Genomic DNA, 23,439 nt, shown 5'->3' on the forward strand with positions numbered 1-23,439 from the left:
AGTGGGTTTTTTGAACGTAAAACGCTAAAATTTGGAGAAACGCATCTGTGTTTCGCGGAGCTAACGCTATCAGTCTCGATGCAAAAGGCCGTCTCGCCATGCCGAGCCGGTATCGTGACGAGCTCATTTCGCGAAGTTCAGGGCAGTTAATCATCACGATTGACGCCGTTGACCCCTGTTTGTGTGTTTACCCCCTCGACGAGTGGGAGTTGATTGAAACCAAGTTGCGCGCGCTGCCTTCATTGCGAGAAGAAAACCGCCGCCTTCAGCGTTTGCTGATCGGTAATGCCGTCGACCTTGAACTCGATGGCAGCGGTCGTTTCCTGGTGCCTCCGCGACTGCGCGAGTACGCCAAGCTGGACAAGCGCGCAATGCTGGTAGGCCAACTGAACAAGTTCCAATTGTGGGACGAAGATGCCTGGGATGCTGTGTCTGCAGCGGACCTGGCTGCTATTCAACAACCGGGCGCCATGCCTGATGAACTGCGTGATTTGATCCTGTGACTATTGATAGCGGCTTTAACCACATCACCGTACTGCTTGACGAAGCCGTTGAGGCTCTCGCCGTACGTGCCGATGGCTGCTATGTCGATGGCACATTCGGCAGGGGCGGGCATAGCCGGTTGATACTCAGCCAGCTCGGGTCCGACGGCAAACTCCTCGGGTTCGACAAAGATCCTCAAGCGATTGCCACCGGGCAAGCGCTAGCGGCCGAAGACGGCCGCTTTGTCGTTGTGCAGCGCAGCTTTGCCGAGCTGGGCGCCGAAGTTGCCGAGCGCGGCATGGCGGGCAAGGTGGCCGGGGTTCTGCTCGACCTGGGCGTGTCTTCGCCGCAGCTCGATGACCCGGAGCGCGGCTTCAGCTTCATGAACGACGGCCCCCTCGACATGCGCATGGACCCTACCCGTGGGGTCAGTGCTGCACAGTTCATCGCCACCGCACCGGTGGAAGAAATCGCCCGTGTGTTCAAGGAATATGGTGAAGAGCGCTTCGCCGGGCGCATGGCGCGTGCCGTGGTCGAGCGCCGCGAAATCCAGCCGTTCGAACGCACCGCTGACCTGGCCGAAGTGCTGAAGGTCGCCAATCCGGCCTGGGAAAAGGGCAAGAACCCGGCGACCCGTGCGTTCCAGGGCCTGCGCATTCACGTCAACAACGAATTGGGCGATCTGGAAGCCGGCCTCGAAGCCGCTCTGGATGCTTTGGAAGTGGGCGGTCGCCTGGTGGTGATCAGCTTCCACTCCCTGGAAGACCGCATCGTCAAACTCTTCATGCGTCGTCTGGTCAAGGGCGAATCCGATAACCTGCCGCGTAACCTGCCGGTGCGTTTCGAAGCCTTTGTGCCGAAAATCAAAATCCATGGCAAAGCGCAGTTCGCTTCCGAAGCCGAACTCAAGGCCAACCCACGTTCCCGTAGCGCCGTCATGCGTGTTGCGGAGAAGTTGCGGTGAGCAAGCTTTTCGCCAAGCCCCTCCCGGGCGGCAGCTTCTTTATGTTGCTGCTATTTGTCGGCGTGCTGGTGTCCGCGATTGCGGTGTCCTACAGCGCCCACTGGAACCGTCAGTTGCTCAATACCCTGTACGGGGAATTGAGCGTGCGTGATAAAGCCCAGGCAGAGTGGGGCCGGTTGATCCTTGAGCAAAGCACCTGGACGGCCCACAGCCGTATCGAAGTGCTGGCCACCGAACAGCTGAAGATGCACATCCCTGGCGCGGCTGAAGTCCGCATGGTGGCGCCATGATGAAACTCGAAGGGGCACTCTACCCGTGGCGCTTTCGCCTGATGCTCGGCTTGCTGGCATTGATGGTGGGCGCGATCGTCTGGCGCATCTTCGACCTGCAGGTCGTCGACCGCGACTTCCTGATCGGCCAGGGTGACGCCCGCAGCCTGCGGCATATTCCGATTCCTGCACACCGCGGCCTGATCACCGACCGTAATGGCGAGCCCCTGGCCGTCAGTACCCCGGTGACCACCCTGTGGGCCAACGCCAAGGAACTGCAAGTTGCCAAGGACAAGTGGCCTGAACTGGCGGCTGCCCTGGGGCAAGACCGCAAGGCCCTGACCGAGCGCCTGGAAGCCCAGGCCAACAAAGAATTCATCTACCTGGTGCGCGGGCTTACCCCTGAGCAAGGCCAGCAAGTGCTCGACCTTAAAATCCCCGGTGTCTACGGCATCGAGGAGTTTCGTCGTTTCTACCCGGCCGGTGAAACCACCGCGCACATGGTGGGCTTCACCGACATCGATGACCACGGCCGCGAAGGGGTCGAACTGGCCTATGACGAGTGGCTGGCTGGGGTTCCGGGCAAACGCCAGGTCATCAAGGATCGGCGCGGCAGATTGATCAAGGACGTCCAGGTCACCAAAAACGCCAAGGCCGGCAAGCCTCTGGCGTTGTCGATCGATTTGCGCCTGCAATACCTGGCCAACCGCGAACTGCGTAACGCGATCATCGAGAACGGCGCCAAAGCCGGCAGCCTGGTGATCATGGACGTGAAGACCGGCGAGATCCTCGCCATGGTCAACCAGCCGACCTATAACCCCAACAACCGTCGCAACCTGCAACCGGCGATGATGCGTAACCGCGCAATGATCGACGTGTTCGAGCCGGGTTCGACCATGAAAGCCATCTCCATGAGCGCTGCCCTGGAAACCGGGCGCTGGAAACCTAGCGACAAGGTCGAGGTTTACCCAGGCACCTTGCAGTTGGGCAAATACACTATTCGTGACGTATCCCGCACTGAAGGTCCGGTGCTGGATCTGACAGGCATCCTGATCAACTCCAGTAACGTGGGCATGAGTAAGGTTGCCTTCGACATTGGCGGTGAAACGATCTATCACCTGGCGCAAAAAATCGGCCTGGGGCAACCCACCGGCCTCGATTTCCCAGGTGAGCGCGTGGGCAACCTGCCGAACTACCGCGAATGGAGAAAAGCCGAGACTGCCACGCTGTCCTACGGCTACGGCCTGTCGGTGACCGCCATCCAGTTGGCCCACGCTTTCTCGGTATTGGCCAATAACGGCCGCATGGTTCCACTGAGCCTGATCCATGTCGACGAAGCGCCAAAAGCCACCCAAGTGATCCCGGAAAACGTCGCCAAGACCATGCAAGGCATGCTGCAACAAGTGATCGAGGCACCGCGTGGCGTATTCCGCGCCCAGGTGCCGGCGTACCACGTTGCGGGCAAGTCGGGTACGGCGCGTAAGACTTCGGTGGGCACCAAAGGCTATGCCGAAAACTCCTACCGTTCGCTGTTCGCCGGCTTCGGCCCAATGAGCGACCCGCGCTACGCCATCGTCGTGGTCATCGACGAGCCTAGTAAAGCCGGCTACTTCGGTGGCCTGGTTTCGGCCCCGGTGTTCAGCAAAGTGATGTCCGGCACCCTGCGCCTGATGAACATCACGCCGGACAACCTGCCGCCGACCCAACAAGCCAACGCCGGCCCGCCGGCCGCTGCTGTTAAAGCCAATGGAGGGCGCGGCTGATGTCTCTTAGCCTGAACAAGATTTTTGCCCATGCCGGCCACGATCTGCTGATTCGTGAGCTGACCCTGGACAGCCGTAATGTGCGCGCCGGTGATCTGTTCCTGGCGGTACCCGGCGGTAAGCTCGATGGCCGTGCGCATATCGCCGATGCCCTGCAACGCGGTGCGGCTGCGGTCGCCTATGAAGTGCAAGGCGCCACCGTGCTGCCGATCACCGATGTGCCGTTGATTCCGGTCAAGGGCCTGGCTGCGCAGCTTTCTGACATCGCCGGGCGTTTCTACGGTGACCCGAGCCGCCAACTCAACCTGGTGGGCGTGACGGGTACCAACGGCAAGACCAGCGTGACCCAATTGGTCGCCCAGGCGTTGGACCTGCTGGGTCAGCACTGCGGCATCGTCGGCACCCTGGGCACCGGTTTCTATGGCGCGCTGCAAAGCGGCCTACACACCACGCCAAACCCGATTGCCGTACAAGCGACCCTGGCCGACCTGAAAAAGGCCGGCGCCAAGGCGGTTGCCATGGAAGTGTCTTCCCACGGTCTGGACCAAGGGCGTGTCACTGCCCTGGCCTTTGACGTGGCGGTGATGACCAACCTGTCCCGCGATCACCTCGACTACCACGGCACCATGGAAGCGTACGCCGCAGCCAAGGCCAAGCTGTTTGCCTGGAATGACCTGAAGTGCCGGGTGGTCAACCTCGACGACGCGTTTGGCCGCCAACTGGCGGGCCAAGACAGCGACGCGCGCTTGATCAGCTATAGCCTGCAAGATGCCAGCGCCTACCTGTATTGCCGCGAAGCCCAATTCAATGACGAAGGCGTGCGTGCCACCTTGGTGACGCCGCAGGGCGAGCACCACTTGCGCAGCACCTTGCTCGGGCGGTTCAACCTGAGTAACGTGCTCGCCGCTATCGGCGCACTGCTGGGCCTGGACTACGCCCTGGATGAAATCCTGCGGGTACTGCCGAAGCTGGAAGGCCCGGCCGGTCGCATGCAGCGCCTGGGTGGCGGCACGCAACCGTTGGTGGTGGTCGATTACGCCCACACACCGGATGCCCTGGAAAAAGTCCTCGAAGCCCTGCGCCCACATGCCAAGGGCAAACTGTTGTGCCTGTTCGGTTGCGGCGGTGATCGCGATCGCGGCAAGCGCCCATTGATGGCCGAGATTGTCGAGCGCCTGGCCGATGGCGTACTCGTCACCGACGACAACCCACGCAGCGAAGACCCGAGCCAGATTTTCGACGACATCCGTGTCGGCTTCAAAGACGCCTCCAAGGCCACCTTTGTCGCGGGCCGTGGCGCCGCCATTGCGCAGTTGATCGCCAGTGCCGGCGCGGACGACGTAGTGGTGCTGGCGGGTAAAGGTCACGAGGACTATCAGGAAATCAACGGTGAGCGCCATGCCTTCTCTGATCTGGTCGAGGCGGATCACGCCCTGACCGCCTGGGAGGTCGCCCATGCTTAAAGCGATGACATTCAGCGAGCTGGCCCAGGCCCTGTCGGCCCGTGTGCTGTCGAGCGACTGCACATTCAATGGCGTGAGTATCGACAGCCGTAACATCCAGCCGGGGCAACTGTTTGTCGCCCTGGCCGGCCCGCGTTTCGATGGCCACGACTACCTCAACGACGTTGCCGCCAAAGGTGCCGTCGGTGCCTTGGTTCAGCGTGAAGTGGCCGATTCCGCCTTGCCGCAATTGCTGGTAGCCGACACCCGCCTGGCCCTGGGCCAACTGGGCGCGCTTAACCGCGCCGCTTTTGATAAGCCGGTGGCGGCCATTACCGGTTCCAGCGGCAAGACCACGGTCAAGGAACTGCTTGCCGGCGTCTTGCGCACGCGCGGGCCGGTACTCGCGACCCGTGGCAACCTGAACAATGATTTCGGCGCACCGCTGACCCTGCTCGAACTGGCCCCGGAACACACGGCGGCAGTGATCGAACTGGGGGCTTCGCGCATCGGCGAAATCGCCTACACCGTGGCGCTGACCCAGCCGCACGTGGCGATCATCAATAACGCCGGTACCGCCCATGTCGGCGAGTTCGGCGGCCCGGAAAAAATCGTCGAAGCCAAGGGCGAAATCCTTGAAGGCCTCGACGCTTCGGGCACTGCGGTACTGAACCTGGATGACAAGGCCTTCGAGACCTGGCATGTACGCGCCGCCGGTCGCAAGGTCCTGACGTTTGCGGTGCTCAATGCCGCAGCCGATTTTTACGCCTCCAACATCAATGTCGATGCCCGTGGCTGCCCGTCTTTCACCTTGCACACCCCGCAAGGTGATGAGCACGTGCAGTTGAATTTGCTAGGCAACCATAACGTCGCCAACGCCTTGGCCGCCGCCGCTGCCGCCCATGCCCTGGGTGTGTCGCTGTTCGGTATTGCCACAGGCCTGGGCGCGGTGCAGCCAGTCAAGGGCCGCACCGTGGCGCAACTGGCTGGCAACGGCATGCGCGTGATCGATGACACCTACAACGCCAACCCGTCCTCCATCAATGCCGCTGTGGACCTGCTCAAAGGCTTTGATGGGCGCAAGGTCCTGGTACTGGGCGACATCGGCGAACTGGGCGATTGGGCTGAACAAGGCCACCGTGAAGTCGGCGCCTATGCCGCCGGCAAAGTGGACGCGCTCTACGCCGTTGGTACGAACATGGCCCATGCGGTCAACGCTTTCGGCCCTGGCGCGCGGCACTTCGCCAGCCAGGCCGAGCTGATCCAGGCGTTGACGGCGGCTGAACATGACACACACACAACCATTTTGATCAAGGGATCGCGCAGCGCGGTGATGGAAAACGTCGTCGCAGCCTTGTGTGGCTCAAGTACGGAGAAACATTAATGCTGCTGCTGCTGGCTGAGTATCTGCAACAGTTCCACAAAGGCTTCGCGGTCTTCCAGTACCTGACCCTGCGCGGGATCCTGGGTGTGCTGACCGCGCTGTCTTTGTCGCTGTTTTTAGGGCCGTGGATGATCCGCACCCTGCAGAACCTGCAAATTGGTCAATCGGTTCGTAACGACGGCCCGCAGTCGCACCTGTCCAAGTCCGGCACGCCCACCATGGGCGGTGCGCTGATTCTGTCGTCCATCGGCGTCAGCACCTTGCTGTGGGCCGACCTGCATAACCGCTACGTGTGGGTGGTGCTGCTGGTGACCCTGCTGTTCGGTGCCATCGGCTGGGTGGATGACTACCGCAAAGTGATCGAGAAAAACTCCAAGGGGCTGCCAAGCCGCTGGAAGTATTTCTGGCAGTCGGTGTTCGGCCTGGCCGCCGCGATCTTCCTGTACACCACCGCGCCAAGTGCCGTGGAAACCACGTTGATCATCCCGATGCTCAAGGACGTGAGCATCCCGCTGGGTGTTGGTTTTGTGGTGCTGACCTACTTCGTGATCGTCGGCTCCAGCAACGCGGTGAACCTGACCGACGGCCTCGACGGCCTGGCGATCATGCCGACGGTGATGGTGGGCGGCGCGCTCGGCATCTTCTGCTACCTGTCGGGTAACGTGAAATTCGCGGAATACCTGTTGATTCCTTATGTACCGGGCGCTGGTGAACTGATCGTGTTCTGCGGCGCGCTGATCGGTGCCGGCCTGGGGTTCCTGTGGTTCAACACCTACCCGGCACAAGTCTTCATGGGCGACGTCGGCGCACTGGCGCTGGGCGCGGCCTTGGGCACCATCGCGGTGATCGTTCGCCAGGAAATCGTGCTGTTCATCATGGGCGGCGTGTTCGTGATGGAAACCCTGTCGGTGGTCATCCAGGTCGCGTCCTTCAAGTTGACCGGGCGCCGCGTGTTCCGCATGGCGCCGATTCACCACCACTTTGAACTCAAGGGCTGGCCTGAGCCACGCGTGATTGTCCGCTTCTGGATCATCACCGTGATTCTGGTACTGGTCGGCCTTGCCACCCTGAAACTGAGGTAGAAACGAGTGTCCCTGATCGCTTCAGACCACTTCCGCATCGTTGTCGGCCTCGGCAAGAGCGGCATGTCCCTGGTTCGCTTCCTGGCGAACCGGGGCACGTCGTTTGCTGTGGCCGATACGCGGGAAAATCCACCGGAGCTGGTCACGCTGCGCCGTGACTACCCGCACGTGGAAGTGCGTTGTGGCGAGCTGGATGTCGAGTTTCTGTGCCGTGCCGATGAGCTCTACGTGAGCCCGGGCCTGGCCCTGGCGACACCGGCCCTGCAAGCAGCGGCGGCCCGTGGCGTGAAGCTGTCCGGCGATATCGACCTGTTCGCGCGCAACGCGAAGGCGCCGATCGTGGCCATCAGCGGTTCCAACGCCAAGAGCACCGTCACCACCCTGGTCGGCGAGATGGCGGCGACGGCGGGCAAGCGTGTGGCTGTCGGCGGCAATCTTGGCGTGCCGGCCCTGGACCTGCTCAGCGACGACGTCGAGCTGTACGTGATGGAATTGTCGAGCTTCCAGTTGGAAACCACCCACGACCTGGGCGCCGAAGTGGCGACGGTACTGAACGTCAGCGAAGACCATATGGACCGCTACAGCGGCCTGCCGGCTTATCACCTGGCCAAGCACCGGATTTTCCGTGGCGCCAGGCAATTTGTCGTCAACCGTCAGGATGCCCTGAGCCGTCCGCTGATGGGCGAGGGCATGCCCTGCTGGACGTTCGGCCTGGGCAAACCGGACTTCAAAGGCTTCGGCATTCGTGAAGAGAACGGCGAGAAATACCTGGCGTTCGAATTCCAGAACCTGATGCCGGTACGCGAACTGAAGATCCGTGGCGCACACAACCAGTCCAATGCCCTGGCGGCCTTGGCGCTCGGTCACGCGGTTGGCCTGCCATTCGACGCCATGCTCGCCAGCCTGCGCACCTTTGCCGGGCTTGAGCATCGCTGCCAGTGGGTGCGCGACCTCAATGGCGTCAGCTATTACAACGACTCCAAAGCCACCAACGTCGGTGCGGCCCTGGCGGCCATCGAAGGCCTGGGTGCCGATATCGACGGCAAGCTGGTGCTGATCGCCGGTGGTGATGGCAAGGGTGCCGACTTCAAGGACCTTAAAGCGCCAGTGGCCGCCCATTGCCGCGCCGTGGTGCTGATGGGCCGCGATTCGGACCTGATCGCCGCCGCCCTCGGTGACGCTGTACCGCAAGTACGCGCAGCTTCCCTGGACGACGCCATTGCCCAGTGCAAAGCCCTGGCCCAGCCCGGCGATGCGGTGTTGCTGTCGCCCGCGTGCGCCAGCTTCGACATGTTCAAGAACTATGAAGAGCGCGGCCACCTGTTCGCCCGCGCCGTGGAGGCTTTGGCATGAGCCTCAACCTGAGAAACATCATCAAGCCCTACCCGTCGCCGATCATTACCGGGCGCGGCATTGACCTTGATTTCCCTATGCTCGCCGGTTGCCTGGCGCTGCTCGGCCTGGGCCTGGTGATGATCACCTCGGCGTCCTCCGAAGTGGCTGCCGTGCAGTCGGGCAACACGCTGTACATGATGATCCGTCACCTGGTGTACCTGGTGATCGGCCTGGGCGCCTGCATCGTCACCATGATGATCCCGATTGCCACCTGGCAGCGTCTGGGTTGGCTGATGCTGATCGGTGCGTTCGGCTTGCTGGTCATGGTGATCGTGCCGGGCATTGGCCGCGAGGTGAACGGTTCAATGCGCTGGATCGGCTTCGGCGCGTTCAACGTGCAGCCTTCGGAAATCGCCAAGGTGTTCGTGGTGATCTACCTCGCCGGTTACCTGGTGCGCCGCCAGAAAGAAGTACGCGAAAGCTGGATGGGCTTCTTCAAGCCGTTCATCGTGCTGCTGCCCATGGCTGGCCTGTTGCTGATGGAGCCCGACTTCGGGGCCACGGTGGTGATGATGGGCGCCGCCGCCGCGATGCTGTTCCTGGGTGGCGTCGGGCTGTTCCGCTTCACCTTGATGGTGGTGCTGGCGGTCGCGGCGGTGACCATCCTGGTGCAGGCGCAGCCCTACCGGATGGCGCGTTTGATCACCTTCACCGACCCCTGGTCCGACCAGTTCGGCTCCGGCTACCAGTTGACCCAGGCGCTGATTGCCTTCGGTCGCGGCGAGTGGCTGGGCGTGGGCCTGGGCAACAGTGTGCAGAAGCAGTTCTACCTGCCGGAAGCCCACACCGACTTCGTGTTCTCGGTATTGGCCGAGGAGTTGGGTGTGGTGGGATCGCTGTGCACCGTTGCGCTGTTTGTGTTCGTTTGCGTGCGCGCCATGTACATCGGCTTGTGGGCCGAGAAGGCCAAGCAGTTCTTCGCTGCCTACGTGGCTTATGGGTTGGCCTTCCTGTGGATCGGCCAGTTCCTGATCAACATCGGCGTGAACGTCGGCCTGCTGCCGACCAAGGGCCTGACCTTGCCGTTCCTCAGTTACGGCGGCAGTTCGTTGGTGATTTGCTGCGCCTGTCTCGGCTTGCTGCTACGTATCGAGTGGGAGAGTCGTACCCACCTGGGCAGCGAAGAGATGGAGTTCAGCGAGAGCGACTTCGCCGAGGAGCCGACCCATGGGCGCTAATGTGCTGATCATGGCAGGCGGCACCGGGGGGCATGTGTTCCCGGCCCTGGCTTGCGCCCGTGAATTCCAGAACCGTGGCTACACCGTGCACTGGCTGGGTACACCCCGTGGCATCGAAAACGAATTGGTGCCTAATGCCGGCTTGCCGCTGCATTTGATCAAAGTCACCGGTTTGCGTGGCAAGAGCAAGTTGTCGCTGCTCAAGGCGCCGTTCGTGCTGCTCAAGGCGGTCATGCAGGCGCGCAAGATCATTCGCGAGCTCAAGCCAGTGTGTGTGCTCGGCTTTGGCGGTTATGTGACCGGCCCCGGTGGCGTCGCGGCGAAACTCGCGGGCGTGCCGGTGATCGTCCACGAACAGAACGCCGTCGCCGGTACCGCCAACCGCCTGCTGGTGCCGTTGGCTGCGCGGGTGTGTGAAGCCTTTCCGAAAACCTTCGCCGCCTCCGACAAGCTTCGCACCACCGGCAACCCGGTGCGTACCGAACTGTTCATGGCCATTGCGCGTGACGCGCTGGCGGGGCGCAAGGCACACCTGCTGATCCTGGGCGGAAGCCTGGGCGCCGAGCCTCTGAACAAATTGCTGCCTGAAGCCGTTGCGCAACTTCCTGAGGATGTGCGCCCGGAGATCTTCCACCAGGCCGGCAAGAACCACGATGAAGTCACCGCCGCGCGTTATCGCGAGGCCGGTGTAGAGGCCAATGTACAGCCCTTCATCAAAGACATGGCCCAAGCCTATGGCTGGGCCGACCTGGTGGTCTGCCGCGCTGGTGCGCTGACCGTCAGTGAACTGGCGGCCGCCGGTCTGCCGTCCTTGCTGGTGCCTTTGCCCCACGCCATCGACGATCACCAGACTCGCAACGCCGAATATTTGGCCGGGGAGGGCGCTGCCTTCCTGCTGCCGCAAAGAACGACTGGCGCCGCCGATTTGGCCGCTCGCCTGACCGAGGTTTTGATGCAACCGGAACGACTCAACAGCATGGCGAGCACCGCAAGCCGCCTGGCCAAACCTGACGCAACCCGTACCGTGGTCGATATCTGCCTGGAGGTGGCCCATGGTTGAGAATCAGAAAGCCATGCCGCAACCCGAGATGCGCCGCATCCGCCGTATTCACTTCGTCGGTATCGGTGGCGTGGGCATGTGCGGGATTGCCGAAGTGTTGCTGAACCTGGGCTACCAGGTGTCCGGCTCGGACTTGAAAGAGTCGCCGGTCACTGATCGCCTGAAGTCCTTCGGTGCGCAGATCTTTATCGGCCACCGTGCCGAGAACGCTGCCGAGGCCGACGTGCTGGTGGTGTCCAGTGCCGTGAACACCTCCAACCCGGAAGTGGCCACTGCCCTTGAACGCCGTATTCCAGTGGTGCCGCGTGCCGAGATGCTCGCCGAGCTGATGCGCTATCGCCACGGCATCGCCGTCGCCGGTACCCATGGCAAGACCACCACCACCAGCCTGATCGCCTCGGTGTTCGCCGCCGGTGGCCTGGACCCGACCTTCGTCATCGGTGGCCGCCTGAATGCAGCTGGCACCAATGCCCAGCTCGGCACCAGCCGCTACCTGATCGCCGAAGCCGATGAAAGTGACGCGAGCTTCCTGCACCTGCAACCGCTGGTCGCCGTCGTCACCAACATCGACGAAGACCACATGGCGACCTACGACGGTGACTTCAACAAATTGAAGAAAACCTTCGTCGACTTCCTGCACAACCTGCCGTTCTACGGTTTGGCCGTGGTGTGCCTGGACGACCCGGTGGTGCGTGAAATCCTGCCTCAGGTCAAGCGCCCGACCGTGACCTACGGCTTCAGCGAAGACGCCGACGTGCGCGCAATCAATGTGCGCCAGGAAGGCATGCAAACCTTCTTCACCGTGCTGCGTCCTGATCGCGAGCCGCTGGACGTGTCGGTGAACATGCCGGGCAACCACAACGTGCTGAACTCTTTGGCGACCATCTGCATTGCTACCGATGAAGGCGTCAGCGATGAAGCCATCGTCGAAGGCCTGTCGCGCTTTGCCGGGGTGGGCCGTCGTTTCCAGGTCTACGGCCAACTGCCGGTTGAAGGCGGTGACGTGATGCTGGTGGACGACTACGGTCACCACCCGACCGAAGTTGCGGCCGTGATCAAGGCCGTGCGCGGTGGCTGGCCGGAGCGCCGCCTGGTGATGGTGTACCAGCCGCACCGCTACAGCCGCACCCGCGACCTGTACGACGATTTCGTCAATGTACTGGCCGATGCCAACGTCCTGTTGCTGATGGAAGTCTACCCGGCCGGTGAAGAACCGATCCCGGGCGCTGACAGCCGCAAGCTGTGCAACAGCATCCGCCAGCGCGGCCAGCTGGACCCGATCTACATCGAGCGTGGCGTGGACCTGGCGCCTATCGTCAAGCCGCTGCTGCGTGCCGGCGACATCCTGCTGTGCCAGGGCGCCGGTGATATCGGTGGCCTTGCGCCCAAGTTGCTGGCGAGCCCGCTGTTTGCAGCCGCGGCCAAGGGGAAGTCGAAATGATCACTGACTACGGCTCCCTGTTTTCCACCCTTGCGCCTGCCGACTTCGGTCGCGTCGCCGTGCTGTTCGGCGGCAAGAGCGCCGAGCGCGAAGTGTCGCTCAAGTCCGGCAATGCGGTGCTTGAGGCGCTGCAAAGTGCTGGCGTGAACGCGTTCGGTATCGATGTGGGCGATGATTTCCTCGCCCGCCTGCAGGCCGAAAAGATCGACCGCGCCTTTCTCATTCTTCACGGCCGCGGCGGTGAAGACGGCAGCATGCAAGGCCTGCTCGAATGCGCCGGCATCCCTTACACCGGCAGCGGCATCCTCGCCTCGGCCTTGGCGATGGACAAGTTGCGCACCAAGCAGGTGTGGCACAGCCTGGGCATTCCGACCCCGCGTCACGCCGTACTGTGCAGCGAAGACGATTGTATTTCTGCGGCCAAGGAACTGGGCCTGCCTTTGATCGTCAAACCAGCCCATGAAGGCTCCAGTATCGGCATGGCCAAAGTGAACTCGGCCGCCGAATTGATCGACGCATGGAAAGCGGCAAGTACCTACGATTCGCAAGTGTTGGTGGAACAGTGGATTTCCGGTCCCGAGTACACCATCGCCACCCTGCGTGGCCAGGTATTGCCGCCCATCGCTTTGGGCACGCCCCACACCTTTTATGACTACGACGCCAAGTACCTGGCTTCCGATACTCAGTACCGGATCCCCTGCGGCCTCGAAGCAACCAAGGAACAAGAATTGATGGACCTCACGGCGAAAGCCTGTGAGGCGCTGGGTATCGCCGGTTGGGCGCGGGCAGACGTGATGCAGGATGACCAAGGGAATTTCTGGTTCCTTGAAGTCAACACCGCACCGGGCATGACCGACCACAGCCTGGTTCCCATGGCAGCCCGTGCCGCCGGTCTGGATTTCCAGCAGTTAGTGCTGGCGATCCTGGCCGACAGCATTGAGCCAAGAGGCTAAACACATGAACGGCGCATCGCTTCGTCATCAGCCCCCACAAGCACCGAGCCGCAAGCCGGTGCCACGGGGTGCAAGCCGAATGGTGGCTAAAGAGCCGATGTCTTCGCGCCTGCCAAAAGCCAACTTTGGTTTTATCAAGGCGTTGTTCTGGCCGGTGCTGCTGGTGGTGTTGGGCTTTGGTACGTACGAAGGCGCACAGCGCCTGTTGCCGTATGCCGACCGGCCGATCACCAAGATCAGCGTGCAGGGCGACCTGAGCTACATCAGCCAGCAAGCGGTACAGCAGCGCATCGGCCCATACCTGGCGGCGAGCTTCTTTACCATCGACCTGGCGGGCATGCGCTCGGAGTTGGAACAGATGCCGTGGATCGCCCACGCCGAAGTTCGCCGTGTATGGCCGGACCAGGTGACGATCCGCCTGGAAGAACAACTGCCCGTGGCCCGTTGGGGCGATGAAGCGCTGTTGAACAACCAGGGCCAGGCGTTCACCCCGCGTGAGCTGGCCAACTACGAACACCTGCCGCAGCTGTTCGGGCCGCAGCGGGCGCAGCAGCAAGTGATGCAGCAGTACCAGGCCTTGAGCCAGATGCTGCGGCCACTGGGCTTCTCCATTGCACGCCTGGAATTGCGTGAGCGGGGCAGCTGGTTTTTGACGACCGGGGCAGGCAGTTCCGGCCCGGGCATCGAGTTGTTGCTGGGACGCGACCGCTTGGTGGAAAAGATGCGCCGCTTTATTGCCATCTATGAAAAAACCTTGAAAGAACAGATTACGAACATTGCGAGCGTCGACCTGCGTTACGCCAACGGCCTGGCCGTCGGCTGGCGTACACCGGCTGCGCCCACGGCAGCACAACCCGCTGTCGCGAAGAATTAAGAAGAGGCAGGACCCATGGCAAACGTGCAAAGCGGCAAAATGATCGTCGGTCTCGATATCGGCACCTCCAAGGTGGTGGCGCTGGTGGGCGAGGTCGGGGAAGACGGCGCGATCGAAATCGTCGGTATTGGCACGCATCCGTCCCGGGGCCTGAAGAAGGGCGTGGTGGTGAACATCGAGTCCACCGTGCAATCGATCCAGCGCGCCATCGAAGAAGCGCAGCTGATGGCCGGTTGCCGGATTCACTCGGCGTTCGTCGGCGTGGCCGGCAACCACATCCGCAGCCTGAACTCCCACGGCATCGTGGCGATCCGCGACCGTGAAGTCAGCTCGGCCGACCTTGAGCGCGTGCTCGACGCTGCCCAGGCCGTGGCGATCCCGGCAGACCAGCGCGTGCTGCACACCCTGCCGCAGGACTACGTGATCGACAACCAGGAAGGCGTGCGCGAGCCCCTGGGCATGTCGGGCGTGCGTCTGGAAGCCAAGGTTCACGTGGTGACCTGCGCCGTCAACGCCGCACAGAACATTGAAAAATGCGTGCGCCGCTGCGGCCTGGAAATCGACGACATCATTCTCGAGCAGTTGGCCTCGGCCTACTCGGTACTCACCGACGACGAAAAAGAGCTGGGCGTGTGCCTGGTGGACATCGGCGGCGGCACCACCGACATCGCGATCTTCACCGAGGGTGCGATCCGTCACACCGCGGTGATCCCGATTGCCGGCGACCAGGTCACCAACGACATCGCCATGGCGTTGCGCACACCGACCCAGTACGCCGAAGAAATCAAGATCCGCTACGCCTGCGCCCTGGCCAAGCTGGCCGGTGCCGGCGAGACCATCAAGGTGCCAAGCGTGGGTGACCGTCCACCGCGCGAGCTGTCGCGCCAGGCCCTGGCCGAAGTGGTCGAGCCACGTTACGACGAGCTGTTCACCCTGATCCAGGCTGAACTGCGCCGCAGCGGCTACGAAGATTTGATCCCGGCCGGCATCGTGCTGACCGGTGGTACCTCGAAGATGGAAGGCGCGGTCGAGTTGGCCGAAGAGATCTTCCACATGCCGGTGCGCCTGGGCGTGCCCCATGGCGTGAAAGGCCTGGGCGACGTAGTGCGCAACCCGATTTATTCCACCGGTGTGGGCTTGCTGTTGTACGGGCTGCAAAAGCAGACCGACGGCATTTCCCTGTCGGGCCCGAGCATCCGTGACAGCTACCGCAGCGACGACGAGGCGAAAGCGCCGTTGTTCGAGCGGCTGCAGGCTTGGGTAAAAGGCAATTTCTAAAGATTTACCGCGACACCGCAACACCCGCAACAAGCAGTAGGCGAAAAAACTAGAGAAAATGAAAGGAGAGGGAACATGTTCGAACTCGTAGACAACATCCCCGCTAGCCCGGTTATCAAAGTAATCGGTGTCGGCGGTGGCGGCGGCAACGCTGTCAACCACATGGTCAAGAGCAACATTGAAGGCGTTGAGTTCATCTGCGCCAACACTGATGCCCAGGCGCTCAAAAGCATCGGCGCGCGGACCATCCTGCAATTGGGCACCGCGGTGACCAAGGGCCTCGGCGCTGGCGCCAATCCGGAAGTCGGCCGTCAAGCCGCCCTGGAAGACCGCGAGCGTATTGCCGAAGTGCTGCAAGGCACCAACATGGTGTTCATCACCACCGGCATGGGCGGCGGTACCGGTACCGGTGCTGCACCGATCATTGCCGAAGTGGCCAAGGAAATGGGGATTCTGACCGTTGCTGTCGTGACGCGTCCGTTCCCGTTCGAAGGCCGCAAGCGCATGCAGATCGCCGACGAAGGTATCCGTCTGCTGTCTGAAAGCGTCGACTCGTTGATCACCATCCCCAACGAGAAACTGCTGACCATCCTGGGCAAGGATGCCAGCCTGCTGTCTGCCTTCGCCAAGGCTGACGATGTACTGGCCGGTGCCGTTCGCGGTATCTCCGACATCATCAAGCGCCCAGGCATGATCAACGTCGACTTTGCCGACGTACGTACGGTCATGAGCGAAATGGGCATGGCGATGATGGGCACTGGCTGCGCCAGCGGTCCGAACCGTGCACGCGAAGCCACCGAAGCGGCCATCCGCAACCCGTTGCTCGAAGACGTTAACCTGCAAGGTGCACGCGGCATCCTGGTGAACATCACCGCCGGTCCCGACCTGTCCCTGGGTGAGTACTCCGACGTGGGTAGCATCATCGAAGCCTTCGCTTCCGAGCACGCCATGGTCAAAGTCGGTACCGTTATCGATCCGGACATGCGCGATGAGCTGCATGTAACCGTGGTTGCCACCGGCCTGGGTGCAAAAATCGAGAAGCCAGTGAAGGTCATCGACAACACCCTGCACACCAGCCAGGCCAGCCAGGCAGCCGCCGCTCCAGCCCCTGCTCGCCAGGAACTGCCGTCGGTGAACTACCGTGACCTGGACCGTCCGACCGTGATGCGCAACCAGGCTCAGGCCGGTGCTGCGGCGTCCCGTAGCCCGAATCCGCAAGATGACCTGGACTACCTGGACATCCCGGCATTCCTGCGTCGTCAGGCCGATTAATGGAATGTATCAGGGCTATGAAGGTGATTGGTGTTCAGCAAAGGTCTGGTCTGCTATTATCGCCAGCCTTTGTTGATACCAGTTCGCAATTTGCGCTGAAGCGGTCCAAGCCATGATTAAACAACGCACCCTGAAGAATATTATTCGTGCCACAGGTGTAGGTCTGCACTCCGGGGAGAAGGTATACCTGACCCTCAAGCCTGCACCTGTCGACACCGGCATCGTGTTTGTGCGTGCCGACCTGGACCCTGTGGTGCAGATTCCTGCTCGCGCGGAAAACGTTGGCGAAACCACTATGTCGACCACATTGGTCAACGGTGACGTCAAAGTGGACACGGTGGAGCACTTGCTCTCGGCCATGGCTGGCCTGGGCATCGATAACGCCTACGTCGAGCTCTCCGCGTCCGAAGTCCCGATCATGGATGGCAGCGCTGGCCCCTTCGTATTCTTGATTCAATCTGCCGGCCTGGAAGAACAGGACGCAGCCAAGAAGTTCATTCGCATTCTGCGGGAAGTGACAGTAGAAGACGGCGACAAGCGCGCCACCTTCGTCCCGTTCGAAGGCTTTAAAGTGAGCTTTGAGATCGATTTCGATCACCCGGTATTCCGTGACCGCACCCAAAGTGCAAGCGTGGATTTTTCCAGCACTTCGTTCGTAAAAGAAGTCAGCCGCGCCCGTACCTTTGGTTTCATGAGTGACATCGAGTACCTGCGCAAGCACAACCTCGCACTCGGCGGCAGCGTGGAAAACGCCATCGTGGTCGACGCGGATGGTGTACTGAACGAAGACGGCCTTCGCTATGAAGACGAATTCGTGAAGCACAAGATCCTCGATGCAATCGGTGACCTCTACCTGCTGGGCAATAGCCTGATAGGCGAGTTCAAAGGCTTCAAGTCGGGCCACGCCCTTAACAACCAGCTGCTGCGCAAGTTGATTGAGCAGACAGACGCTTGGGAAGTCGTGACCTTCGAAGATGCCAGCACCGCACCGATCTCTTACATGCGTCCCGTTGCGGCGGTGTAAGTAACAACTCTCTTTCTTTAGTTTTGAAAGGCTGCCTTCGGGTGGCCTTTTTTTATGCCTGACGAATATCCAAATGTGGGAGCTGGCTTGCCTGCGATAGCGGCCTGCCAGTTAGCTTATAGGTAGCTGACCCACCGCGATCGCAGGCAAGCCAGCTCTCACAATTGACCTCATCAGTTTGAGGTCTTTGAAACATCCATTGTCCGGTTACGGCCGCTGTGCTTGGCCTGATACAACGCTTGGTCAGCCTTGAGCAGCAGGTCTTCAAGGGAAATACGGCTGTGCTTCTGCCAGGTACTCAGGCCGATGCTTAAGGTGATCGGTTGCTCGTCCCCGACCACTCTCGGCAAGTGCTGGACCCCCTCGCGGATATGCTCGGCGATCACCCACGCCCCCTTGGCGTCGGTATTGGGCAGCACCACCGCGAATTCTTCACCGCCGTAACGCGCCGCCAGGTCGGCAGGGCGGCGGATATGGCTGGCGATCACCTGTGCGACTGTACGCAACGCCTCATCGCCGCCCTGGTGACCATGACGGTCGTTGAAGGCCTTGAAGTGGTCCACATCGATCATCAACACGCTCAACGACTCGGTCGAGCGTTGTGCCCGGTCCCATTCCAGCCGCAAGCGTTCGTCCAGGGTGCGGCGGTTGGCCAGGCCGGTAAGGGCGTCGGTGGCTGCCAGTTCTGACAGCACCTGCTCGGCGCGATGGCGGCGGCGCAGCTCCATGCACAGTGCCCAGGTCAGCCATAACAAGCCCACGCACAACACTCCGGTCGCGATGCTGACCAGCCACGCCGCACGTCGCCAGGGTGCGAACATTTCATCGCTGGACAAGGCCACTGCCACGATCAGCGGCAAGTCGCCCACATTGGAAAAGCTGTAGAGCCGTGCCTGGCGATCGACGCTGGAGATGCTTTGGAAGCTGCCGTCCCGTTCGCGCAGCATGCGCGCCACATTCGGGCGCTGGCTCAGGTCCTTATCGATGATGTCCACTTCCAGCAAAGGCTCTTGCGCGAGCAGGATGCCTTGGTGGTTGAGCAGGTTGATGGTGCTGTTGTTGCCGATGTTCAAGCTGCTGAACAACTGATGAAAGTACGACAGGCGCATGGAGGCGACCGCCACCCCCAGAAAACGCCCGTCCGCTGACGAAACGCGACGGCTGAACGCGATGCGCCAGGGGTCGTCACACTGACAGCGGGCCATGAACGGGCGGCTGATATACAAGCCCAGGTCGGGGTTGTTGCGGTGGGCCTGAAAATAGTCACGGTCGGCAAAGTTACCCAGCTTGGGCGTAAGCAGGGACGAATCGGCAATCACCTCGCCGGCCGGGTCCAACAGCAGGATATCGCCCTTGTAGGGCGCCGCAGCGGAACGATCGAACAGCACCAAATGACGGATGCTCTCTGAAACATCTTGCAGGTCGGTGCGCTCGGTGGCGCTGATCAAGCCTTTGAGGGCCATGTCGTAAAGTTCGACATTGCGCAGCACGTCAGCGTCGATCAATTGCGTGATGGTATTGGCGGTGCGCTTGGCCGTCTGCAGGGTGTTGGCATGTTCACGAATCAGCAGCGCAGTCACGACCCCCACGATCAGCAACACCGTGAGCGTGCTGCCCAGGATCAGCAGGCGCTCCGGGCGCGTAAGGCTTGAATTCATCGGGCACACTTTTGCGTTGAGAATGCCCTTAGCGTAGTAGCAACTCTTGAATATGGCTGTAGGAGCGAGCTTGCTCGCGAAAAACTCACAGACGCCGCGTTTATTCAGGAAGCACGCGTTATCGTTAACGTTTTTCGCGAGCAAGCTCGCTCCTACCTGTATTCAGAACACGTTGATCGGGTAATCCACGATCACGCGGTACTCATCCACATCGCGGTCCACCGCCGAGTAGCCATTGCTGCCGCGATTGGTCGCCCATTGCAGGCGCACGGCCAAGTCCTTGGCCTTGCCGCCCTGCACCACATATTTCAGGTCGATATCGCGCTCCCAGTGCTTAGCATCCTTGCCATCGGCGCTGTACCAGTTGCTGTAGCCACGACTGTTGGGGTCGACCTTGGTCAGGTCGGTCTTGCCGCTGATGTACGACACGGCGGACGTCAGGCCGGGCACGCCGAGGCCGGCAAAATCGTACGCGTACTTGAGCTTCCAGGAGCGCTCGTTGGGCCCGTTGAAATCCGAGTACTGCTGGGAGTTGTCCAGGTACACGCTGTCGCCCTGGGTGATGTAGTCGAACGGCGTGTTGCCATTGACGCGCTGATAAGTCGCCGTGACGCTGTGGTTGCCCACCCCCACGGTGAAATGCAGGCTGTAGGTGTTGTTGTCGATATCGCCCAGCAGTGATTGGCCGGTGTCCTGAGTGTGGTAGTAGTGCAGGCCGGGGGTCAGGCTGACCAGGTCGTTCAGGGCGTAGGTGTATTCCAGGTCGTAGTAATACTGGTGCCAGACGTCCTTCAGTTCGGAGGCGTACAGGTTGCTGGTCAGCCCCTCAATCGCGCTGAACGACACACCAGCCCAGTCCAGGTGCTGGCTGTCGGTGTTGGCGGGCAGCGTGCCGTAGCTGGTGCCGATGCGCCGATGGCCGCTCTGGTTGTAGAGCTTGGTGAAACTGGCCTGGCCGCCTTCGAACATCCAGCCGTCGAAGCTGTGGTTGGTCAGGCTCACGCCACGGAAGGTCTGCGGCAACATGCGCGTCATGCCGCCGGCGATCACCGGGTTGTTGAGGAACAGGTCGCCGGCTTTCAGTTCGGTGTCGAAGGCGCGCAGCTTCAAGGTGCCGCCGGCCGTCGAAAACGAACCCGGCGCCTTGCCGTTGCCGCTGCCATACGGAAGGATGCTGGAGCCATCCGTACCGCCACCGCCGTCGAGCTTGAGGCCGAGCATGGCATTGACGTCCAGGCCAAAGCCGACGGTGCCCTGGGTGTAGCCGGATTCGAAAGTGCCGATAAAGCCCTGGCCCCATTCCTTGCTGTCATCGGTATGAATATCGCGCCGGTCGCGGTTCATGTAGTAGTTGCGGGTGTTGATGGTGAGGTGGGAGCCTTCGACGAAACCGTCGTTGGGGGTAGTGTCTGCCGCGTGGGCCAGTGGGGCGATCGTTGCTGCAATCGCGAGGAATAACGGGGTGAACGTCAGCGAGTTCTTCACCGGTAAAGCTCCTTTGGTCAATCCATAACGGCCAGTGTCGTGAGGGTGTGCCCGGCCTTTTTTTACGGCAAAAAAAAGCCGCTGAAAATCAGCGGCTTTAAGACAGATTCCCAGTGTAGAGCCCTGGAAAAAAGTCGAGGGAAATTCGGGTAAGCGGGTCAGCTGTCTTTGCCACCGCGCTCATCGGTGCGTCAAAGTAACGCAGGCGAGCGCTGCGATACAGAGTGTAACAAGATAATAACTATTGCCCAAACCGCAACAGTGCGAGCGTTGGGATCTCCTGTGGGAGCTGGCTTGCCTGCGATGCAGACACCTCGGTATGCCAGGCGCACCGAGGTGATGCTATCGCAGGCAAGCCAGCTCCCACATTTTTTTGGCCGAGTTGTTTAGACCGGCAGGGTGATACCAAAGGTATTGCCACCGCCTTCACTGCGCACAAACACATCCCCCCCATGCATCAACGCAATCGCCTTGACGATCGCCAGCCCCAGCCCGTGATTGGCCCCGCTGTTGCTGCGCGAGGCATCCACCCGATAGAAGCGTTCGAACAGGCGTGGCAAGTGTTCGCTGGCAATGGCCTCGCCGGGGTTGGTCACGCCAATCGTCACTTGGTGTGCCTGCACTTGAATGTGCACGTCGATGACTTGCCCCGGCGCGGTATGTTGTACGGCATTGCTCAGCAGGTTGATCAGTGCGCGCCGCAGGTGGGCTTTTTCGATCTGCACCACGGCATCGCCGTGCACGTGCACTTCGACCTGGGCGTCTTCGAGGATGAAGTCCAAGTAGTCGAGGGTGGTGGCCACTTCATCGGCCAGGGCGCTTTCGATCAGCTTGGTGGCCTTGCTGCCTTGGTCGGCGCTGGCGAGGAACAGCATGTCATTGATGATCGAGCGCAGCCGTTCCAGCTCTTCCAGGTTCGATTGCAGCACCTCGAAATAGTGCTCTGCCGAACGGCCGCGAGTAAGAGCCACCTGGGTCTGGCCGATCAGATTGGTGAGCGGCGAACGCAGTTCATGGGCGACGTCGGCGTTGAACGATTCCAGGCGCGAATACGCCTGTTCGACCCGGTCGAGGGTGGCGTTGAACGAGTTGACGAACTGGCTCAGTTCCGGCGGCAAGGGCGACAATTGCAGGCGCCCGGAGAGTTTCGGCGGCGCAAGTTTTTGCGCCTCATCCGAGAGTTTGCCCAGGGGCTTGAGGCCGATACGCGCGACCCAGAACCCCAACAGTGCCGCCAGTATGACGCCCACCAATGCCAGGCTGATCAACGCCACCAGCAAGTGATGCTGGGTGGCGCGGAAGTTCTCCGTGTCGATGGCAATCATGAAGCGCAGCGCCGGGCGCTGGTCCTTGGCGGCAAACTGGCTGACCAGCACCTTGAACGGATAATCGTGACCGGGCAAGCGCAGGTCGCGTTTGCCCGTGGGGCCTTCGGCAAAGGCGCGAATCTGCGCATCTGGTTCACCGTATTCGTAGCTCGGGTTACTGCTGACCACCCAGAAACGGATGCGCTTGTCTTCTTCCCCCAACAGCTTGAGCTTGGACCTGATCTTGGCCCAATGCTCTGGCGTGCCGAAGCGATTGATCGACGATTCCAGCACGCTGTAGCGCGCATCCAGCTCGGCACCTGGCAACAGCCCGAGGCCACGGTCCACCTGCTGGTACAGCGCGCCGCCGATCAACAGGAAGATCAGCAGCGCCACCAGGGTGAACATGCCGCTCAGGCGCAGGGCGATGGAATTAGCGACCACTGTGGTTTTCCTGCATGCGGTTCTCCAGCACATAACCCATGCCACGAATGGTGTGCAGCAGCTTGTGTTCGAACGGCCCATCGAGCTTGGCGCGCAGGCGCTTGATCGCCACTTCGACCACGTTGGCGTCGCTGTCGAAATTGATGTCCCAGACCATCTCGGCAATCGCGGTTTTGGACAGGATCTCGCCCTGGCGCCGCGCCAATACGCTGAGCAGCGAGAACTCCTTGGCGGTCAGGTCCAGGCGCAGGCCGTTGCGGCTGGCCTTGCGGCTGATCAGGTCGATCCACAGGTCAGCGACGGTGACCTGCACCGGTTCATGGCCGCCGCTGCGACGGGTCAGGGCTTGCAGGCGGGCCACCAGTTCCAGGAACGAAAACGGCTTGCCCAGATAATCGTCGGCGCCTTCGCGCAGGCCGCGGATGCGGTCTTCCACGCGCTCGCGGGCGGTGAGCATGATCACCGGCGTCTGCTTGCGGGCGCGTAGGGCGCGCAATACACCGAAGCCATCCAGGCCGGGCAGCATCACGTCGAGCACGATCACCGCGTAATCGTTCTCCAGCGCCAGGTGCAGGCCTTCGATGCCTTCGCGGGCTACATCAACGGTGTAGCCTTGCTCGGTCAGGCCGCGGTGCAGGTAGTCCGCGGTTTTTTCTTCATCTTCAATAATCAGGACGCGCATG

20 protein-coding genes are annotated in these 23,439 nt (G+C 61.5%); 16 read left to right on the forward strand and 4 right to left on the reverse strand.

Annotated elements, in window-relative coordinates:
- Positions 1–47: 47 nt before the first annotated feature.
- From mraZ to lpxC, 16 genes are all read left to right on the forward strand, one after another.
- Positions 48–503 (forward strand): division/cell wall cluster transcriptional repressor MraZ, encoded by a 456-nt coding sequence (gene mraZ, locus TX24_RS20070; RefSeq protein ID WP_003171868.1) that lies wholly within the window; start codon positions 48–50, stop codon positions 501–503.
- Positions 500–1,447, forward strand: coding sequence for a 16S rRNA (cytosine(1402)-N(4))-methyltransferase RsmH (rsmH, locus tag TX24_RS20075; protein WP_003188661.1), 948 nt, complete (start codon positions 500–502; stop codon positions 1,445–1,447). Before mraZ ends, rsmH begins: the two co-directional genes overlap by 4 nt.
- Positions 1,444–1,737 carry a cell division protein FtsL gene (gene ftsL / locus TX24_RS20080; RefSeq protein ID WP_003188663.1) on the forward strand — a complete coding sequence of 98 codons (294 nt, stop codon included), beginning with the start codon at positions 1,444–1,446 and terminating at the stop codon, positions 1,735–1,737. The genes rsmH and ftsL overlap by 4 nt, the downstream gene beginning before the upstream one ends.
- Positions 1,737–3,479, forward strand: coding sequence for a peptidoglycan D,D-transpeptidase FtsI family protein (locus TX24_RS20085; RefSeq protein ID WP_019816949.1), 1,743 nt, complete (start codon positions 1,737–1,739; stop codon positions 3,477–3,479). Before ftsL ends, TX24_RS20085 begins: the two co-directional genes overlap by 1 nt.
- Entirely contained in the window at positions 3,479–4,942 is a 1,464-nt protein-coding gene (locus tag TX24_RS20090; protein ID WP_003188667.1) for a UDP-N-acetylmuramoyl-L-alanyl-D-glutamate--2,6-diaminopimelate ligase, read from the forward strand. Before TX24_RS20085 ends, TX24_RS20090 begins: the two co-directional genes overlap by 1 nt.
- Positions 4,935–6,305 (forward strand): UDP-N-acetylmuramoyl-tripeptide--D-alanyl-D-alanine ligase, encoded by a 1,371-nt coding sequence (locus TX24_RS20095; protein WP_003188669.1) that lies wholly within the window; start codon positions 4,935–4,937, stop codon positions 6,303–6,305. Before TX24_RS20090 ends, TX24_RS20095 begins: the two co-directional genes overlap by 8 nt.
- Positions 6,305–7,387: a phospho-N-acetylmuramoyl-pentapeptide-transferase gene (gene mraY, locus TX24_RS20100; protein ID WP_003188670.1), complete on the forward strand. Its 1,083-nt coding sequence runs from the start codon at positions 6,305–6,307 to the stop codon at positions 7,385–7,387. Before TX24_RS20095 ends, mraY begins: the two co-directional genes overlap by 1 nt.
- Before the next feature lie 6 nt (positions 7,388–7,393).
- Positions 7,394–8,740: a UDP-N-acetylmuramoyl-L-alanine--D-glutamate ligase gene (murD, locus tag TX24_RS20105; protein WP_057710941.1), complete on the forward strand. Its 1,347-nt coding sequence runs from the start codon at positions 7,394–7,396 to the stop codon at positions 8,738–8,740.
- Positions 8,737–9,960, forward strand: a complete 1,224-nt coding sequence (gene ftsW / locus TX24_RS20110; protein ID WP_003188673.1) for a putative lipid II flippase FtsW — start codon at positions 8,737–8,739, stop codon at positions 9,958–9,960. Before murD ends, ftsW begins: the two co-directional genes overlap by 4 nt.
- Positions 9,950–11,020 carry an undecaprenyldiphospho-muramoylpentapeptide beta-N-acetylglucosaminyltransferase gene (murG, locus tag TX24_RS20115; protein WP_057710942.1) on the forward strand — a complete coding sequence of 357 codons (1,071 nt, stop codon included), beginning with the start codon at positions 9,950–9,952 and terminating at the stop codon, positions 11,018–11,020. Before ftsW ends, murG begins: the two co-directional genes overlap by 11 nt.
- A complete protein-coding gene (murC, locus tag TX24_RS20120) occupies positions 11,013–12,461 on the forward strand; it encodes a UDP-N-acetylmuramate--L-alanine ligase (RefSeq protein ID WP_034134894.1) in 1,449 nt (482 codons plus the stop codon). The genes murG and murC overlap by 8 nt, the downstream gene beginning before the upstream one ends.
- The gene (locus TX24_RS20125) at positions 12,458–13,414 is read left to right on the forward strand and encodes a D-alanine--D-alanine ligase (RefSeq protein ID WP_003188679.1); all 957 of its coding nucleotides are present in this window, start codon (positions 12,458–12,460) and stop codon (positions 13,412–13,414) included. The genes murC and TX24_RS20125 overlap by 4 nt, the downstream gene beginning before the upstream one ends.
- A gap of 4 nt (positions 13,415–13,418) precedes the next feature.
- Positions 13,419–14,288: a cell division protein FtsQ/DivIB gene (locus TX24_RS20130; protein WP_032893516.1), complete on the forward strand. Its 870-nt coding sequence runs from the start codon at positions 13,419–13,421 to the stop codon at positions 14,286–14,288.
- Between the two features lie 15 nt (positions 14,289–14,303).
- A complete protein-coding gene (gene ftsA / locus TX24_RS20135) occupies positions 14,304–15,566 on the forward strand; it encodes a cell division protein FtsA (protein WP_003188682.1) in 1,263 nt (420 codons plus the stop codon).
- Between the two features lie 75 nt (positions 15,567–15,641).
- Positions 15,642–16,838 carry a cell division protein FtsZ gene (ftsZ, locus tag TX24_RS20140; RefSeq protein WP_003188685.1) on the forward strand — a complete coding sequence of 399 codons (1,197 nt, stop codon included), beginning with the start codon at positions 15,642–15,644 and terminating at the stop codon, positions 16,836–16,838.
- A 112-nt stretch (positions 16,839–16,950) separates the two neighbouring features.
- A complete protein-coding gene (gene lpxC, locus TX24_RS20145; protein ID WP_003171886.1) occupies positions 16,951–17,862 on the forward strand; it encodes a UDP-3-O-acyl-N-acetylglucosamine deacetylase in 912 nt (303 codons plus the stop codon).
- Positions 17,863–18,035: 173 nt separating this feature from the next.
- Here the strand turns inward: lpxC and TX24_RS20150 are convergent, their stop codons facing one another.
- From TX24_RS20150 to TX24_RS20165, 4 genes are all read right to left on the reverse strand, one after another.
- On the reverse strand, positions 18,036–19,520 hold the full coding sequence (locus tag TX24_RS20150; protein WP_057710943.1) for a GGDEF domain-containing protein: 1,485 nt from the start codon (positions 19,518–19,520) through the stop codon (positions 18,036–18,038).
- Positions 19,521–19,682: 162 nt separating this feature from the next.
- Positions 19,683–21,005, reverse strand: coding sequence for an OprD family porin (locus TX24_RS20155; protein ID WP_003188687.1), 1,323 nt, complete (start codon positions 21,003–21,005; stop codon positions 19,683–19,685).
- 386 nt (positions 21,006–21,391) lie between these two features.
- Entirely contained in the window at positions 21,392–22,756 is a 1,365-nt protein-coding gene (locus TX24_RS20160) for a heavy metal sensor histidine kinase (protein WP_057710944.1), read from the reverse strand.
- Positions 22,746–23,438, reverse strand: coding sequence for a heavy metal response regulator transcription factor (locus tag TX24_RS20165; RefSeq protein WP_003188690.1), 693 nt, complete (start codon positions 23,436–23,438; stop codon positions 22,746–22,748). The genes TX24_RS20160 and TX24_RS20165 overlap by 11 nt, the downstream gene beginning before the upstream one ends.
- Position 23,439 lies beyond the last annotated feature (1 nt).

This window comes from Pseudomonas lactis, assembly GCF_001439845.1.
GTDB classification, from domain to species: domain Bacteria; phylum Pseudomonadota; class Gammaproteobacteria; order Pseudomonadales; family Pseudomonadaceae; genus Aquipseudomonas; species Aquipseudomonas lactis.